12 protein-coding genes are annotated in these 16,086 nt (G+C 69.2%); 7 read left to right on the forward strand and 5 right to left on the reverse strand.

Annotated elements, in window-relative coordinates:
• Window positions 1-71: 71 nt before the first annotated feature.
• Complete coding sequence (locus ACGFNN_RS07780; RefSeq protein ID WP_393553868.1) at window positions 72-962, reverse strand: LLM class F420-dependent oxidoreductase; 891 nt, start codon at window positions 960-962, stop codon at window positions 72-74.
• Window positions 963-1,213: 251 nt separating this feature from the next.
• Between ACGFNN_RS07780 and ACGFNN_RS07785 the strand changes: the two genes are divergently transcribed.
• Window positions 1,214-1,588 carry a hypothetical protein gene (locus ACGFNN_RS07785; protein WP_393553870.1) on the forward strand — a complete coding sequence of 125 codons (375 nt, stop codon included), beginning with the start codon at window positions 1,214-1,216 and terminating at the stop codon, window positions 1,586-1,588.
• 254 nt (window positions 1,589-1,842) lie between these two features.
• Here the strand turns inward: ACGFNN_RS07785 and ACGFNN_RS07790 are convergent, their stop codons facing one another.
• Entirely contained in the window at window positions 1,843-2,907 is a 1,065-nt protein-coding gene (locus ACGFNN_RS07790; RefSeq protein WP_393553872.1) for a LacI family DNA-binding transcriptional regulator, read from the reverse strand.
• Window positions 2,908-3,171: 264 nt separating this feature from the next.
• Here ACGFNN_RS07790 and ACGFNN_RS07795 point away from each other — a divergent pair, with 264 nt between their 5' ends.
• From ACGFNN_RS07795 to ACGFNN_RS07810, 4 genes are all read left to right on the forward strand, one after another.
• Window positions 3,172-4,542, forward strand: coding sequence for an extracellular solute-binding protein (locus ACGFNN_RS07795; protein ID WP_393553874.1), 1,371 nt, complete (start codon window positions 3,172-3,174; stop codon window positions 4,540-4,542).
• Window positions 4,543-4,565: 23 nt separating this feature from the next.
• Window positions 4,566-5,513 (forward strand): carbohydrate ABC transporter permease, encoded by a 948-nt coding sequence (locus ACGFNN_RS07800; protein ID WP_393553876.1) that lies wholly within the window; start codon window positions 4,566-4,568, stop codon window positions 5,511-5,513.
• A 2-nt stretch (window positions 5,514-5,515) separates the two neighbouring features.
• Window positions 5,516-6,409 (forward strand): carbohydrate ABC transporter permease, encoded by an 894-nt coding sequence (locus ACGFNN_RS07805; RefSeq protein ID WP_393553878.1) that lies wholly within the window; start codon window positions 5,516-5,518, stop codon window positions 6,407-6,409.
• Window positions 6,410-6,586: 177 nt separating this feature from the next.
• Window positions 6,587-8,422, forward strand: coding sequence for a glycoside hydrolase family 2 protein (locus ACGFNN_RS07810; RefSeq protein ID WP_393553880.1), 1,836 nt, complete (start codon window positions 6,587-6,589; stop codon window positions 8,420-8,422).
• Between the two features lie 70 nt (window positions 8,423-8,492).
• Here the strand turns inward: ACGFNN_RS07810 and ACGFNN_RS07815 are convergent, their stop codons facing one another.
• From ACGFNN_RS07815 to ACGFNN_RS07825, 3 genes are all read right to left on the reverse strand, one after another.
• On the reverse strand, window positions 8,493-10,115 hold the full coding sequence (locus ACGFNN_RS07815; protein ID WP_393554037.1) for an RICIN domain-containing protein: 1,623 nt from the start codon (window positions 10,113-10,115) through the stop codon (window positions 8,493-8,495).
• A gap of 233 nt (window positions 10,116-10,348) precedes the next feature.
• A complete protein-coding gene (locus ACGFNN_RS07820; protein WP_393553882.1) occupies window positions 10,349-11,605 on the reverse strand; it encodes a hypothetical protein in 1,257 nt (418 codons plus the stop codon).
• A gap of 99 nt (window positions 11,606-11,704) precedes the next feature.
• Complete coding sequence (locus ACGFNN_RS07825) at window positions 11,705-13,336, reverse strand: endo-1,3-beta-xylanase (RefSeq protein WP_393553884.1); 1,632 nt, start codon at window positions 13,334-13,336, stop codon at window positions 11,705-11,707.
• 341 nt (window positions 13,337-13,677) lie between these two features.
• Here ACGFNN_RS07825 and ACGFNN_RS07830 point away from each other — a divergent pair, with 341 nt between their 5' ends.
• On the forward strand, window positions 13,678-14,958 hold the full coding sequence (locus ACGFNN_RS07830) for an extracellular solute-binding protein (protein ID WP_393553886.1): 1,281 nt from the start codon (window positions 13,678-13,680) through the stop codon (window positions 14,956-14,958).
• Between the two features lie 160 nt (window positions 14,959-15,118).
• A complete protein-coding gene (locus ACGFNN_RS07835) occupies window positions 15,119-16,063 on the forward strand; it encodes a carbohydrate ABC transporter permease (RefSeq protein ID WP_393553888.1) in 945 nt (314 codons plus the stop codon).
• Window positions 16,064-16,086 lie beyond the last annotated feature (23 nt).

Below are 16,086 nucleotides of genomic sequence, written 5' to 3' on the forward strand. Positions count from 1 at the left end.
CCGCCGGCCCGGAGTGCGGACGGCGGGCGATTCACAGGGTACGGGCCCGCTGCCTTCGTTCCGGCGCCGTCCTACAGCTTGTCGGCGAACACCGTCGCCAGCTCACGCCATTGGGCGCGCGGAAGTCCTCCGCCGCCCTCCTCGGCGGTGAGGACCTGGAGAGCGACGTGGTCCGCTCCGGCGTCGAGATACTCCTGTGTGCGCGACCTCACCCGCTCGGTGTCCCCCAGCGCGAAGAGGGCGTCGAGCAGCCGGGTGCTGCCCCCTCCGTCGAAGTCACTCGTCGTGAATCCCGAACGCAGCAGATTCTCGGTGTAGTTGGGCAGCCGGAGATACATGGCGAGCATGCTCCGCGCCGTGGTGCGGGCTCGGTCCAGGTCGGTGTCCAGGACCACGGAGAGTTCCGGCGCCAGCAGGGCGTCCGGGCCGAGCGTCCGACGAGCCTGCGCCGTGTGCTCGGAGGTGACGAGATAGGGATGGGCGCCGAGTGTCCGTTCCGCGGCCAGTTTCAGCATCCTGGGCCCGAGCGCGGCGAGCAGCCGGTGCCCGGCGTCGACGGGCGGGGCGGCGTCGTCGAGCGCGTCGATGTAGGAGACCATCGAGCTGTAGGGCTTCTCGTACTGCGGAACCATCGGACCGTGGCTGACGCCGAGGCCGAGGACGAAGCGCCCGCGTGACTCCGCCCCCAGTGCCGCCACCGCGGCCGTCACCTCCTCCGCGGTGTGATCCCAGATGCTCAGGATCCCGGTGGCCACCGTCGTCCTACGTGTGGCGCCGACGACCGCGGCCGCGTCCTCGGGCGACGGGCTTCCGCCGATCCAGAGCGTGCCGTACTTCAGCTCGTCGAGCTCCGCGACGGCCTCCGCGATGGCCTTCCTGCCCGAGTCGTCGGCCCGCGACGACGCGAGGGAGCTGCTCCAGATGCCGATCCGTCCGAAACTGCTGCGTGTCTCTGAGGTCATGGTGGCGTCAACAGCGGACCGAGCGGGCTATTCCCGTCCGACCGCAGGTGAGCCGAACGATGCCTTCCGGCGGGTGCCACCCGAGATGTGACCGAGCGTCAGGAAGGCACTGCAGGCGAGGGAAGCCCATCCCGGCGGCCTGCGCGTGCCGCGTCGGCCCGGGGGAGGGCTGCCCGGACAGTCCTCGGCCGCCAGGCCGCTTCCTTCGGATCACCTTCAACGGTCGTGCCCGGCCTGGATACGGTGAGGGCATGACGACAGTCCTGCGGCACCCCCGACCTGGATTCACGTGGGACTGGTGGGCGGTGGACGCTCAGGGTTTCCTCGTACAGTTCAGTGGCGGGCCTGCCCCTGAGCATCTACTGGTGCATGTGGATCTCGTCGACGCCGCCGCTGCATGGGCCGAGGAGAACTGTCCCGCATGGTTCAACGATGTTCCCCCGTCGCTTCACGCCTTCCACTGCGACGGCGAGCTGCCGATCTACACCCGCAACAGGGTCCCTGACTCCCCGTTGCACCTGTCCGATGCCCCGGCAGTCGTCGCCGATGTCGCGGCTCTGGTCGAACTGCACAAGGCAGTGGGAGACACCTGGACGGTCCACCTCGATCAGGGATGGGTTCACTGATCGTTTCGGAACGAGGTCCTGCGGAGGGCTGCGGTGTATCTGTCGCAAGCGAACCTGTCGTCCGCGGGCCGGGCCGCCGCCGCTGCCTCTGGCCGGGTGCCGGTGACGTGCCAGATGCTCGGGCCGGCCCGCCGGTCCTACTGCCGGTGGCCGGCCTCGGGGACAACCGCTGGTGGAGCGCTTGTGGCAAGCACAGGGGCCGCCAGGTTTCGCTCCGCGCCCGGGCCGGCGGACGCGGCTCCCCGAGGCCCGTCTCACCGCCCCGCGCGACCCTCGGTGCTCTCCCTCAGCACCAGCCGGTGCGCCACCACACGATCCTGGGTGGACAGGACGGCCGGGCTCCCGCTGCCCGTGGCGTCCTCCCCGGTGGGCGAGCTCATGGCCTCGTCGATGCGGCGTTGGAGGAGCTGGACCGCGGTCCTGGCCACCGCCGCCTTGTCGGGTGCCACCGTGCTGAGCGTCGGCACGCTGAACCGGCCCCCCTCCACGTCGTCGAAACCGATCACGGCGACGTCTTCCGGGACACGAAGGCCCTGGTCGTACAGGGCGCGCAGGGCGCCCAGCGCCAACTGGTCGTTGAAGCACAGGAGCGCGTCCGGCCGCACACCGAGGTTCAGCGCGCGTGCCACCGCTTCGGCGCCGTCGGACATACGGAAGGACTCGACGGGCAGGAGGGACGCCGGGGCATACGGGACACCGGCCGCCGACAGTGCCGCGCGGAAGCCGCGCGTGCGTGCCTCGGCCGTGCCCAGGCCGGGCGCGTCGCGCCCGCCGACGGCCAGGACGGACCGTCGGCCGAGAGCGATCAGGTGCTCCGTCGCCTCGCGCGCGGCCATCTCGTTGTCGATGGCGACATGGTCCGCGCCCTCCTCCAGCAGCTCGCCGAGCAGGACGGTCGGCGGAGCCCCGGGACGGCGGCGCAGGTCGTCGGGGGTGAGCGCGAGCGGGCTGAGGATGATCCCGTCGACGAAGTCCGAGCCGAAGCCGGCCAGCGCGGTCAGCTCCTGCTCACGGTCCGCTCCCGACTGGTGGATCAGCACGGTCAGCGAGCGTTCACCCGCCTCGCGCACCACATGGCGCGCCAGCTCGGCGAAGTACGGGACGTCCAGCTCCGGTACGACGAGGGCGATGATGCCCGTGCGGCCCTTGCGGAGGTGGCGTCCGGCCAGATTCACCCGGTAGCCGAGATGGGCGATCGACTCCTGCACCGTCCTGCGGGTGCGCTCGGAGACATGGATGTAGTCATTGATCACGTTGGACACCGTCTTCTCGGACACCCCGGCGTGCCGTGCGACGTCCTTGATCCTCGGCCGTGCCACCGAACCCTCCCTTCCCTGGTGTGCGGCCGAGTCTATGACCGGCCGCGCGGCGCGCACGCACCGGACCACCTCGCGCGATCTTCGGTACCTGAGCGTCTCGCAGACGTTCGTACCGAACCCTTTACAGCGAATGTACATCGATGTAAAAACATGCCACCGCACTGTTTCAGCCGGTGCGCCCACCATCTGCCGTGCGCGGTGGCCCCGTTCTGACCAGGGTCCTCCGCACCTCCGGCATGAGCGTCGGCCGTCGAAAGGTCCGCGATGAGTTCTCATTTCCCTGCCCGTCAGGTGACTCCTGTCCGGGCGCGGGACCCGGAACGCGGTGTCAGCCGCCGGGGGATCCTGCGATCGGGCCTGGCCGGTGCCGGGGCACTCGCCGCCGCCGGATCACTGGCGGGCTGTGCCTCGCCGGCCGCCGCCTCGGGTCCGTCCGACCTGAGCGTCTGGGACCTCTTCCAGGGCGGCGACGGCATGCTGATGGACGAGATGATCGAAGCCGTCTCCAAGGGACCCGACGGCTTCTCGATCGACCGCACGATCCTCGACTGGGGCCCGTCGTACTACACCAAGCTGGCCATGTCCGCGGCCGGCGGCAGGGCGTCCGACGTCGCTGTACTCCACCTGTCCCGGCTGGCCGGTTACGCACCCGGCGGACTGCTGGACCCCTTCGATCTCGACCTGCTCGCCGAGTTCGGGGTCACGGAGAAGGACTTCACACCGGCCGTCTGGAAGCGCACCCAGCACGCCGGGACCGTGTACGCGATACCCCTCGACGTCCACCCCTTCATCGTCTTCTACGACCGGGAGGCGGCGGACAAGGCCGGACTCCTCGACACGGCGGGCAACCTGGCTCCGATGGGGTCGCCCCAGGCCCTGCTGGACGCCGGGAAGGCACTCGCCGAGGCCACCGGGGAGTCGGGCATCCTCTTCGGGCATGTCACCGACACGGCCCAGAACTGGCGCCAGTTCGCGGCGTTCTACGCACAGACCGGCGCCTCCTTCACGCTCCCGGACGGCGGGCCGCCGAAGATCGACGTCGATGCGGCGGTCCGGGTCGTGGACTTCATGAAGCAGCTCTTCGACGGGAAGACCAACCCCAACAACCTCGACTACCAGGGAGCCCTGGCCAACTTCATCGGCGGACGCGGCGGCATGGTCATGCTCGGCGAATGGGAGCTCCCCACCCTCAAGAAGTCCTCCGTCCCTCTGGGAGCCGCGCCGTTCCCGCAGGTCTTCGAGCGGCCCGCCGTCTACACGGACTCCCACAGCTTCGTCCTCCCGCACCAGAACGACCCGGACCCCGCCCGCAGGCGGGAGGCCCACCGCTACATCGCGCAGATCATCAAGCAGAGCCTCACCTGGGCGGGAGCCGGACACATACCCGCCTACCAGCCGGTGCTCGCGGAACCGGGATACGCCGAGCTCGACCCGCAGTCGTCCTACGCGGACGCGGGGGAGGTCGCCGTACTCGATCCCCCCAACTGGTTCGTCGGCGCCGGCTCCAACTTCCAGAACCGGATGTGCCAGCCGCTCCAGTCGGCCCTGCTGGGCAACATCTCCGCCGAGAAGGCGGTGCGTCAGATGGTCCGTGAAGCGGACTCGCTGCTCCGGCAGCCCAACCCGGTGGCCTGACCGAGAGCCGAAGGAGTCATCCTGTGACCACCACCGCACCCCTGGGCGCCGACGCGCCCGCCGGCACGGCCACCCCCTCACCGGGCGGCAACGTCTCGTCCGGCCGGGCGGCCCGCGGACGCACGGGCAGCGGACTGCTCTTCGTCCTGCCCTTCCTGATCGTCTTCGTGCTCTTCCTCGTCTGGCCCGTCCTCCACGGCCTCTGGATGAGCTTCACCGACACCTCCCTGGCGATCCGCGACACCACCTTCGTCGGCTTCGACAACTACACCGAGGCGTTCGGCGACCCCGATGTGTGGAGCAGCCTCGGGAACACGGCCTTCTTCACCGCCGTCTCCTGCGTGCCGCTGGTCCTCGTCGCCCTGGCCATGGCGCTCCTCGTGCACAGCGGACTCGCCGGTCAATGGGTCTGGCGCCTGGCCTTCTTCGCGCCCTACCTGCTGCCCGTGACCGTGGTGACGCTGATCTGGACCTGGCTCTACCAGCCCGACCTGGGCCTCGGCAACCAGTTCCTGACCACGCTCGGCCTGGAGCCCGTCGGCTGGCTCTCCGACGAATCCGTCACCATGTGGGCCATCGCGGCACTCACCGTCTGGTGGACCGTCGGCTTCAACTTCCTGCTCTACCTCTCCGCGCTGCAGTCCCTGCCCTCGACGTACGACGAGGCTGCAGCACTCGACGGAGCAGGGGCCTGGCGCCGCCTGTGGTCGGTCACCCTGCCCCAACTGCGCAGGACCACCGTGCTGGTGGCCATGCTCCAGATACTCGCCTCGCTCAAGGTGTTCGACCAGATCTACATCCTCACCAAGGGCGGGCCGAACGCCTCGACGCGCCCGATCCTCGAGTACGTCTACGACGTCGGGTTCACCGGCTACCGGCTCGGCTACGCCTCGGCCATCTCGTACCTCTTCTTCGCGATCGTGGTCATCGTCTCCGTCGCGCAGCTCCGATTCTTCCGCAGGGAGGACTGATCATGTCCGCCACCGTCACAGCACCCCGCAGACGACGGCTGTCCCACGGAGCCGGCTCGCCGCTGCTCCTCGGACAGGGCAGGACGCCCCGCGTCCTCGCCGGGACCGCGCTGGCCGTCCTGGCCGCGCTGTGGCTCCTGCCTTTCGTCTGGGCCGTCGCCACCTCGCTCCAGAGCGAACAGGACGTGGCCACCCCCGGGCTGTCCCCGTTCAAGGGCGCGCTCACCCTGGACTCCTACACACAGATCCTCGAACGCGGGAACGTGGCGCTCTGGGCGTTCAACAGCCTCCTCGTGGCGGGGCTCGTCACGGTGCTGACCGTGGCCGTCTCCACACTCGCCGCCTACGGTTTCGCCCGCGGGACGTTCCGAGGCCGGCGCGCACTGCTCGCCGTCACCGTCGCCGCGATCATGGTTCCGCCGCAGTTGCTGGTGGTGCCGCTGTTCAAGCAGATGCTGCTGTTCAACCTGGTCGACACCTACGCGGCGGTGATCCTGCCTCAGGTGGTCGCCCCGATGATGGTGTTCATCCTCAAGCGGTTCTTCGAGAGCGTCCCGCGTGAGCTGGAGGACGCCGCCCGGATCGACGGGGCCTCCGAGCTGCGGGTCTTCCTGTCGGTCGTGCTGCCGCTCTCCAGGCCGATCGTCGCCGCCGTGGCGATCTTCGTCTTCATCGGGGCCTGGAACAACTTCATGTGGCCCTTCATCGTCACCAACGACCCCTCCCTGATGACGCTTCCGGTCGGCCTGGCCACGGTCAAGGACGCGTACGGCATCCAGTACGCGCAGTCCATGGCCGCCGCCCTGCTGGCCGCGCTCCCGCTGATCGTGGTCTTCCTCGTCTTCCAGCGCCGCATCGTCAACTCGGTCGCCACCACCGGCCTCGGCGGCGCGTGACAGCAGCGGCCCGTTGCGCCGCCACCCGGCCGTACCATCCCCGGCCCGTCGAAACCCCCGGTTCTCGAAGGGCCCGGTCACCGACGACCGAGCCCCTCGGGAACCGCGCCCTCCGCACCACCCCCACGCACCACCGGGTGCGGCCCACCGCCGCCCCGCCGATCGACTGGAGCACGTGTGTCCACTCACTCCGTACCGCGTCCGGAGTACCCCCGACCGCAATTCGTCCGCCAGGACTGGATCAACCTGAACGGTCCCTGGCAGTTCGAGACCGACCAGGGAGACAGCGGACTCGAACGCGGTCTCCTCACGCGTGAGCTGCGCCGGGAGATCCTGGTGCCCTTCCCGCCCGAGTCCGAACTCTCCGGCATCGGGGAGACCGACTTCCTGGAGGCGGTCTGGTACCGGCGTACGCTGTCCCTGCCGGCGTCCTGGGCCGGACGCCGTGTGCTGCTCCACTTCGGAGCCGTCGACCACGACACGACGGTGTGGGCCGACGGCGTCGAGGTCGCTCGTCACCGCGGTGGTTTCACCCCCTTCACGGCCGACCTCGGTGACATCGCCGGCTCCGGCGAGGACACCGTCATCACGGTGCGGGCCCGCGATCCCCGTTCAGGCCCACAGGCCCGCGGCAAGCAGGCGATCCGGTACGCGAACCACGACTGCAACTACACCCGGGTGACCGGAATCTGGCAGACCGTCTGGGCGGAGCCCGTCGCCGAGGTCCACCTCAGGCGTCCGCGGATCACGCCCGACCTGGCCGGCTCCGCCTTCCACCTCGAGCTGCCCCTGTCCGGCAACCGGCCCGGCCACCGCGTACGGGCCGTCCTCACCGACGCCGAAGGCGAGGTCAACAGCGCCGAGGCACGGGCCGACCTCGACCTCGCGCCGCGGCTGTACCTCCCGGTGGACTCGTCCCGCCGGCGGGAGTGGAGCCCCGAGGACCCCCACCTGTACGGCCTGGTCCTCGAAGTCCTGGACGGGTCCGGCGAGGTGGTCGACCGTGTGGAGAGCTACGCCGGTCTGCGGTCCGTAGGTCTCCGGGGCAAGGCCGTCACCCTCAACGGCCGCCCCGTCTTCCAGCGTCTGGTGCTCGACCAGGGGTGGTACCCGGACGGCCTGATGACCGCGCCGACGGACGAGGCCCTGGTCCGTGACATCGAGCTCGCCATGGAGGCCGGCTTCAACGGCGCCCGGCTGCACCAGAAGGTGTTCGAGGAGCGCTTCCTGCACCACGCGGACCGCCTCGGCTACCTGGTCTGGGGTGAGTTCGGCGACTGGGGTTGCGAGACCGGCGGCTCGTCCGGCGACAACCAGCGGCCTGACGCCTCGTACGTCAGCCAGTGGCTGGAAGCGGTGGAACGCGACTACTCCCACCCTTCGATCATCGGCTGGTGCCCGCTGAACGAGACCTACCAGAAGCTGCACGACCGCCTCACGCAACTCGACGACGTCACCCGCGCCATGTTCCTGGCGACCAAGGCCATGGACACCACCCGGCCCGTCATCGACGCGTCCGGCTACGCGCACCGGGTCGCCGAGACCGACATCTACGACGCCCACAACTACGAGCAGGACCCTGAGACGTTCCGCCGGCTGATGGCCGGCCTCGCGAAGGACGCGCCGTTCGTCAACGCCTACGAGAACGGCAAGGCCTACTCCCAGCCCTACCGCGGCCAGCCCTACTTCGTCAGCGAGTTCGGCGGGATCTGGTGGGACCCGGAGGCTGCCGCCGCCCAGTCGGGCGAGGACCGCACGGAGTCATGGGGATACGGCGAACGCGTACGTGACGAGGACGAGTTCCACGCCCGCTTCAGCGGGCTCACCGGCGTGCTGCTCGACGACCCGGCCATGTTCGGCTACTGCTACACCCAGTTGACCGACGTCTTCCAGGAGCAGAACGGCGTCTACCGCTTCGACCGGGGCACCAAGCTCGACATCGACCGCATCCGCGCGGCGCAGCTGCGCCCTGCCGCCATTGAGCAGCAGGAGGGCCGCTCCCAGGTGAACTGACGCGCGCACCGCGACCGGAGGCCTCCCCCGCGACCAGGGGAGGCCTCCGTCCGTCGGTGTCCGGCGCGGCTCAGCGGCGCTCGAGCCGCCAGATCTGGGGCTGGAGACCGTTGCAGGTCCACTGCCGGACGTCCCCGCCCGGCGCACGTGAGCCGGCCTCGACGTCCAGGCAGCGGCTGCCGGCCGCCGAAACCAGCCTGTAGTAGCCGCGGCCTACGTTCTCGAACCGCCAGTCCTGCGCCGCCTGGCCGTTGCACGTCCACTGCCGCACATCGGCGCCGGGCAGTTCGGAGCCGTTCTCGACGTCGAGGCAGAGACCGCTGTTGCGGCCGGTGAGGGTGAACCGGCCGCCACCGCGCGACGTGACCAGCCAGTCCTGCGGGCCGAGGCCGTTGCACGTCCACTGCTGCACATTGCCGCCGGCCACCCGCGAGTCACCGGCGACGTCCAGGCAGTGGCCGCTGTTCGCGTTGACCAGCCGGTGCAGGGCACCGCCGGTGACCCCCGAGGCGTCCGCGCTCCCGGTGATCCGGCCCGTCGCGAAGTACGGCCTGCACACGTCGCCGTCCCAGTCGGTGGCGATCTGCAGCACCTGGGTGCCGTCTGCGGACGGAAGGAGCGGAGAGCTGTAGTTCTGGCAGTAGTTCGCACCGGGGTCGGTGATCTTCACGGGCGACTCGATCTCGTACCAGGGGCCGGTCCCGTTCTCCGTGTTCGCCAGGACCGTCCGGCCGCTGTCCGCAGCCGTCGTGCCGTCGCGGTTCAGGAGACGCTGCCCGATCAGCAGGATCCTGCCGTTCGCGCCGCCGCCCGGGGACGGCGACCACGCGATGGTCGGCGCCGCCCGGAAGTACTTCCCGTCGACCGTCTCGGGACGGAATCCCAGGTGTGCGGGATCACCCCAGTCCCAGCCGTTCGCGGACGTCCGGTAGTGGACCACGCACTGGTACTGCCCGCCGGGGTTGCAGATCTCGTAGGTCATGAAGTACGACCCGTCCGGAAGCCGCCGGACGACCGGCATGCCGGGCCGGTCAGGCGCCCAGGAACTGGCCACGACATCGTGGCGGTCCTGCCAGTGGACACCGTCGTAGGAGCGGGCGGCCGAAAGCTTCTGGCTGTGGCCCGGATCCGTCTCGTCCGCGTAGTGACAGACCAGCGCCCCGTCCGAGGCCACGGAGAATTCGGGTTCCCACAACCCGCCCGTCCCCGTGGCGACGGCGCACGACGACAGATAGGACCAGGTACGGCCGATGTCGTTGCTGCGCCAGACGCGGAGCGCCATCCGGCGGTCGCCTTCGTCCTGTCCGGCCGAGGACGCCCACAGCAGAGTGCCGGCGGGGAGATCGCCGACCTGCCGGGGGAGTTCGAACAGTGTTGTGCAGCAGAGACCCTGGCCCCCGGCGGACTCCGGGTCCCCTACCCTGCCCACTTCCCTGAAGCTCGCCCCGGCGTCGGTGCTCTCATGGATCGCGCCGACCCCGCTGTTCCCCGCGAAGGTGACGACACTCGCGAGGACACGGCCGTTCGCGGCCCCGCTGTGGGCGAGGCGGACGGCGCGCGGATACAGCCCGGTGCCGTCCCGGAGCGGGGTGCCGGTCGCGGCCGCCGGGGCGGGAGCGGCCGCGGGTGCACTCGGCACGGCCACCGCGGCGGATCCCGGAAGCGCCAGGACCAGCAGCACGGCCACCGGCAGTACGCCCCATGCCCGGGAGGCGCGCGGTGCGGCACTCGCCGCTGTGCCCGAGGAGCCTGGTGAGCCGGGGGTGGCGGACGTGCCGCCGGTGACCGGGCGATGTGAACGGAAGCGGGGTAGACGTAACCGGAACACGCGGTACTTCCTTTCTCGTATGACGCGGGACGGACGGCGGACGCGCGAGCGGGGGTGCGGTACGCGCGGGAGGCCCCGGCCTGCCGCACCCCCGGAGGTCAGCGGCAGCGGGCGGTGAATCCGTTCGCCGCCAGACCCTGGCAGAAGGATGCCCGGGCAGCCGTGTAGCGCGACAGCCTGCCGTCCACGAACCAGGTGGTGTCCGGCGGGAAGTCGAAGCTGCCGTCGTCGATGCCGTCCCAGCCGTACCGGAAGTCGAGATCGATGTAGACGACGGACCGGATCACCCCGCGGAGGTCGTACTGACCCGCCATGTTGGGAATCGGGCCCTGGTAGTTCATCAGCGAGAAGAGACGCTTGACCCACTGGTCACCGCGGGTCTGCTCCAGGCCGTCCGTCGTCGTGCCGTCCGCCGTGAAGTTCATCATCCCCGCCTCGGAGAGCACGACTGGCTTGCCGTGGTCCTTCGCGAACTTCACGAGTTTGAGCACGTTCGCGTCGTGGTCGAAGTTCCGCCAGACAGCCGCCGGGTTCCCGGCCTGGTCCGTCCCGATGTACGCGTTGCGGCACTGGCTCGTGCCGGTGTCGTAGTTCTGGGGAGGCGTGCCGTTGTACAGGTAGCCCCGGTCGTGGATCGGCAGGCAGAGCTCATGTGCGAAGACCGAGACCCCCATCCAGTCGACCGCCGCGTCTCCGGGGTACATCGCTTCGAACTCGCCCCGCACGGGGTGGAACACGTACTCCAGGTTGTGCGCGGTGGACCTGCCGTCCAGATAGCCGGCGAGCCGGTTGAAGGCGTTCTTGTACGAGGAGCAACTCGCGTCCGTGCAGTGGTAGAAGCTGCTGACCTCGTAGTCGAGGCGCAGCTTGAACCGTGCCGTCGGATGGGCGTTGGTGAAGGCGAGCAGCCGGTCGAGGGCGGCCGTGTGGCCGCCCGCGGCGATCTCGGCGGTGACGGCCCGGGACCGGGCGGCCTTGGCGTTCTCGTCCCCACCCTCGAACCCGGGAGGATTGTCCTTCCAGCTGATCCCGATCTGTACCGTCTTCCCCTGATCGGCGAGGAGGGTCGCGTAGTCACGGTGGGCGTCGTTGACCCAGTTGCCGCTGCGCAGTTCGTAGTAGACGGAACCGCCGTCGGCGTTCTGGCCGAAGCTGTTGAAGTCGTCCCAGGCGGCACGGGTCGACTGGCCCAGCAGCAGTTCGGGGGCAGCCTCCGCGGCGGCTGCCCGGGGAGCAGCCCCTGCAGGGGGAGTGGAGTCGGCCTGGGCGGTGGTGGCGCCGGGCCAGACCAGCAGTCCGGCGAGGGCGGTCGTGGCGAGGGACCGGAGCGCGGTCCTGAATGGTCGTCGTCGCATGGGTGTTCCGCTCGGGAGGTGGGGGGACAGGGAGGACCGGGTGCCGTACACACGGGGGATTCGGTGTACGGCACCCGGATTCGGGCCGGTGCCGGCCGCTCAGGCGGCCGTCCACCGGTAGACAGGTGTCGTCTTCTGACTGGTCTGCGTGGTGGGCTGGTAGTTGAACGAGTAGGAGAGCTCGGCCCCCGACGGCACGCTCACCGGGAGTTCCCAGCGCTTGTCGGCGGAGTCGTAGGTGAGGAAGTAGTTCTGCGGAGCGCCCTGGCCTATGCGGTACTGGACGGTCACGAAGGTGGCCGTGAACCCCTTGGGAGCGAACCAGACCGTCGTGCCCGCTCCACCCGTGACACCGTGCGTGTAGCCGCCGTCCTCGGGACCCGGGGATGAAGGAGTCGGTGTGGGTGTGGGAGTCGCCGTCGAGGTCGGCGTCGGAGTGGGCGTGGGCGCCGGCCCCGACGTCCCGCCGGTCCACATCGGCTTCTTGATCTCGGTCAGGAAGTTGGCCAGCACGGTGGAGTCCGCCTGAACGCGGGAGTCACCCCAGTTTCCGTTGGCGCAGCCCGGTCCACCGGCCTGTGCTCCCGCGGCACATTGCCACTGCGTCTGGGCGTCCCAGTTGGTGTTGATGTACGCGGCCGCACGGATGACATCCTTGTTCCGGTTCACCCAGTCGAAGTAGCCCGCGTGCCAGCCGTCCCAGATCGCCTGCCCACTCGCTGCCGCGGGGCTGTTGCGGAAGATGCAGCTCGACGTCTTCGCCCCTGTCCTGGCGCCCTGAGGAGCCGCTTCGGCGACCATCGCGGGCTTCCCGTGTGCGCGGGCGAAGTCCAGCACCCGGTTCTGCAGGCCCACGGGATCGGTGTCGTGCGAGCCGCAGCCCCACTGCGTCTGTACGGAACGGGAGTTGTAGAAGGAGGAGAGTCCGACCCAGTCGACGTACGCGTCGCCCGGATACCAGGCGTCGAGGTGGCCGGGGTCGGTCACGATGTAGTTCCACTCGGGGTGGTCCGTGCTGGTGTTCACCGGCCAGGCGGCACTCTGCCAGACCGTGGCGACACGCGACGCCCCGAGGGCGTCGATGCGCCCCTTGATGTAGCGGAAGGCGTCCTTGTAGTAGCCGGAGTTGTAGCAGTTCCACGGGCCGTCGAACTCGTAGCCGATCCGCAGCAGCACGTCGCGGTCGTAACCCTTGAGCTTCTTGACCATCTCGTCGACCTTGGCGCGGTACTGCGTGATGAGGCTGGGGTTGCCGGCCGTCACATCGGCGTCGTCGCGCCCGATGACGGCACGCAGCGGCTGGTTGCCGCAGCCGGACGTCGCGTCCGACAGGTAGAGCCCGACGGCGACCGTGGCGTCGGGGTACTCCCGCATGGTGCGGGCGAAGTCGACGGTTCCCGCGCCCCAGTTCGCGGGGGAGTTCATCCCGGCGAGCGGTTCGGGCGAGCCGCCGAGGACCAGATTGGTGTAGAGCGTCACACCACCTGGAGCAGGTGCTCCGAGCGACTGCTTGTCCAGCACGTCGGCACGGTAGTCGGAGAGCGTGTCGCTGTCCTGGCCCATGACCATCATGACCTTGCCGTCCGCCGGCACGCCACGGACGGCTGCGGCGGCGGATGCCGTGCCCGCCTCGGCCGAGGAAGGCAGTGCTGCCAGGGAGATCAGGGCGGTGGCAGCGGCCGCCGCCGCTCCCAGCGCTCTTCGGGCAGGCCGATGTCCCGAGTACCTCATGGGCTTCTCCGTCTGTGTCTGTGCGGGTGGGGCGCCCCCGGCGGTCGCCGCAGGGCGTTCGCATGGTGGAGGCCTTGACGCAGCCAGGTCAACAGCTCGCGAAAGTTTCGTAACTTGCCGCAGCTCAGCGGGCTGCGCTTACGAAACTTCGCCAGGGGTTCCGGGGGCCGCATATAAAGATGCAGGTCAAAGCCATTGCCTCTACGCGGGGGTGCCTGACGGTCCGTCTGTCGGTAATCCGGTAGTTAGCTGGCGATAATTTTCGCGAAACTATTGACAGTGGTTTCGGTTGAACCGCACCGTGGTCGCACTCATCCAGCTCTCCTGTCCGGAGGATCACCATGGGCCGTACGCGTGCCCGCAGAACCGCCGTCGCGCTCGCCGCCGCAACCGCTCTCGTCGCCCTCCCCGGCTGCGGGTCGGGCTCGGACGCGGCCGACGGGAAGATCACCCTCACCGTCGCGACGTTCAGCGACTTCGGCTACAAGCCGCTCATCGAGGAGTACAAGCGCACCCACCCCGACATCGTCGTCAAGGAGCGCATCTCCCAGTTCGACCAGCACCACAACCAGCTCTCCACGCAGATCTCCTCCGGCAGCGGCGCGGCAGACGTGGTGGCCATCGAAGAGGGGTATCTCCCCAAGTTCCGTGCGGTGAAAGACAAGTTCACCAATCTCGCCGACTACGGTGCCCTGAGCCGCAGCGACGAGTACCTGGGCTGGAAGTGGAAGCAGGGGACGCTCGGCACCTCGGACTTCGTCATGGGCTACGGCACCGACGTCGGAAGCCTCGCCATCTGCTACCGCAAGGACCTGTTCGCGAAGGCGGGCCTGCCCACCGAGCGGACCGAGGTCGCCAAGCTCTGGCCCACCTGGGACGACTACTTCGCCACCGGGAAGAAGTTCCAGGACAAGGTGAAGGACAAGGCCTGGTTCGACAGTTCGGGCAACATCTTCACCGCGATGATGAACCAGACCGAGTTCGGCTTCTTCGATGCCCAGGACACGTACATAGGCGACACCAACCCGAAGGTGCGCGAGTTCTTCGAGGCCACGGCCCGCGCCACCGCGGACAAGCAGTCGGCCAACCTGCAGCCCTTCAGCCAGCAGTGGAACGCGGGTATCAAGCTCGGCCGCATGGCGACCATGACCTGTCCCGCGTGGATGACCGGCCAGATCAAGACCGCGGCCGGCGAGGCCAACGCGGGCAAGTGGGACATCACCGCCGTGCCTGGTGGCGGTGGCAACTGGGGCGGGTCCTTCCTGACGGTGCCCAAGCAGAGCAAGCACGTCAAGGAGGCTGCCGAACTGGCCGACTTCCTGACGTCGGCCGAGTCCCAGAAGAAGATCTTCACCGGCCCCGTCGGCGCACTGCCCTCGCTCGTCACCGTGCTCGACGATCCCGAGGTCAAGGGGACGAAGCAGGCCTACTTCAACGACGCGCCGACCGGTGAGCTGTTCGCGGTGTCCGCGAAGAGCCTGAAGCCGAACTACCGGGGGACCAAGGACCAGCAGGCCCGCATCCCCTTCGGCAACGCTCTCCAGCTGGTCGAGCAGGGGAAGGCCGATCCCGGCAAGGCATGGGACAAGGCCATCGAGGAAGCGGACAAGAACCTCCGCTGACCGCACTTCCCAGCCCGTTCCGCCCTCGCCGCCCCGCCCCGCCGCGGGTGGACGGCGAGCGGCGGGCGGCGCATGGCGAAACCGGGGCCCGATCCGCGCCGAAAGCCGCCGGGCCCCGGACGTCCCCCGACCCGACCCTCCCACCTCCCGGAGAACCAGCATGGCGGTCCAGGCCATCCGCACCACCCCGGACCCCCGGAGCAGCCCACCCCGGCTGCGCACCGACCGGCATCTTCTGCCCTACCTCTTCATCGCGCCCTTCTTCGTCGTCTTCGGCGTCTTCGGGCTCTATCCGCTGCTCCAGACCTTCTGGGTCTCCCTGCACGACTGGGACCGGCTGGCCGGCCAGGGCGCTTTCGTCGGCCTGGGCAACTTCAGCAGGCTGCTGGAGGACTCGGACTTCTACACCGCCACCTTCAACACGCTGAGCATCTTCCTCCTGTCGACCGTTCCCCAGCTCGTCGCCGCCCTGGCGCTTGCCTGGCTCCTCGACCGCCACCTGCGCGCCACAAGCGTGTGGCGGGCACTCGTCCTGGTGCCGCAGTACGTGTCGGTCGTCGCCGTGGCCCTGGTCTTCTCCCAGCTCTTCGGACGCGACTTCGGAATCGTCAACTGGGCGCTTCAGGGCCTGGGCCTGATCAGCGACCCCGTCGACTGGACAGCGGACACCTGGAGTTCGCACCTGGCCATCAGCTTCATGGTGATGTGGCGGTGGACCGGCTACAACGCCCTGATCTTCCTCGCCGCGATGCAGGCCGTGCCCAGGGACCTGTACGAGTCGGCGCAGATCGACGGCGCCGGACGGTTCCTGACCTTCCGGAAGGTCACCCTGCCCTCCATCCGCCCCACCATCGTCTTCACCGTCGTGATCTCCACCATCGGCGGTCTCCAGCTCTTCGCCGAACCCTTCCTCTTCGACCAGCAGGGCAACGCGGAGGGTGGAGCGGAGCACCAGTTCCAGACACTGACGCTGATGCTCTACAAGTACGGATTCATCAACAACGACGCCGGATACGCATCCGCCGTCTCATGGGTCCTCTTCCTCGTGATCGCGGTCGTCGCCGCGGTGAACTTCCTGCTCGCACGCCGCTCCGACCGCGGCTGACACGGCAGCAGACTGGAGAATCG

This window comes from Streptomyces sp. NPDC048590, from assembly GCF_043199535.1.
Classification (GTDB): domain Bacteria; phylum Actinomycetota; class Actinomycetes; order Streptomycetales; family Streptomycetaceae; genus Streptomyces.

What these genes read in the sequence shown, in the direction of transcription:
- ACGFNN_RS07780 (WP_393553868.1), bottom strand. Translation starts at nt 962, where the DNA reads ATGACCTCAGAGACACGCAGCAGTTTCGGACGGATCGGCATCTGGAGC.
- ACGFNN_RS07785 (WP_393553870.1), top strand. Translation starts at nt 1,214, where the DNA reads ATGACGACAGTCCTGCGGCACCCCCGACCTGGATTCACGTGGGACTGG.
- ACGFNN_RS07795 (WP_393553874.1), top strand. Translation starts at nt 3,172, where the DNA reads ATGAGTTCTCATTTCCCTGCCCGTCAGGTGACTCCTGTCCGGGCGCGG.
- ACGFNN_RS07805 (WP_393553878.1), top strand. Translation starts at nt 5,516, where the DNA reads ATGTCCGCCACCGTCACAGCACCCCGCAGACGACGGCTGTCCCACGGA.
- ACGFNN_RS07820 (WP_393553882.1), bottom strand. Translation starts at nt 11,605, where the DNA reads ATGCGACGACGACCATTCAGGACCGCGCTCCGGTCCCTCGCCACGACC.
- ACGFNN_RS07825 (WP_393553884.1), bottom strand. Translation starts at nt 13,336, where the DNA reads ATGAGGTACTCGGGACATCGGCCTGCCCGAAGAGCGCTGGGAGCGGCG.
- ACGFNN_RS07830 (WP_393553886.1), top strand. Translation starts at nt 13,678, where the DNA reads ATGGGCCGTACGCGTGCCCGCAGAACCGCCGTCGCGCTCGCCGCCGCA.
- ACGFNN_RS07835 (WP_393553888.1), top strand. Translation starts at nt 15,119, where the DNA reads ATGGCGGTCCAGGCCATCCGCACCACCCCGGACCCCCGGAGCAGCCCA.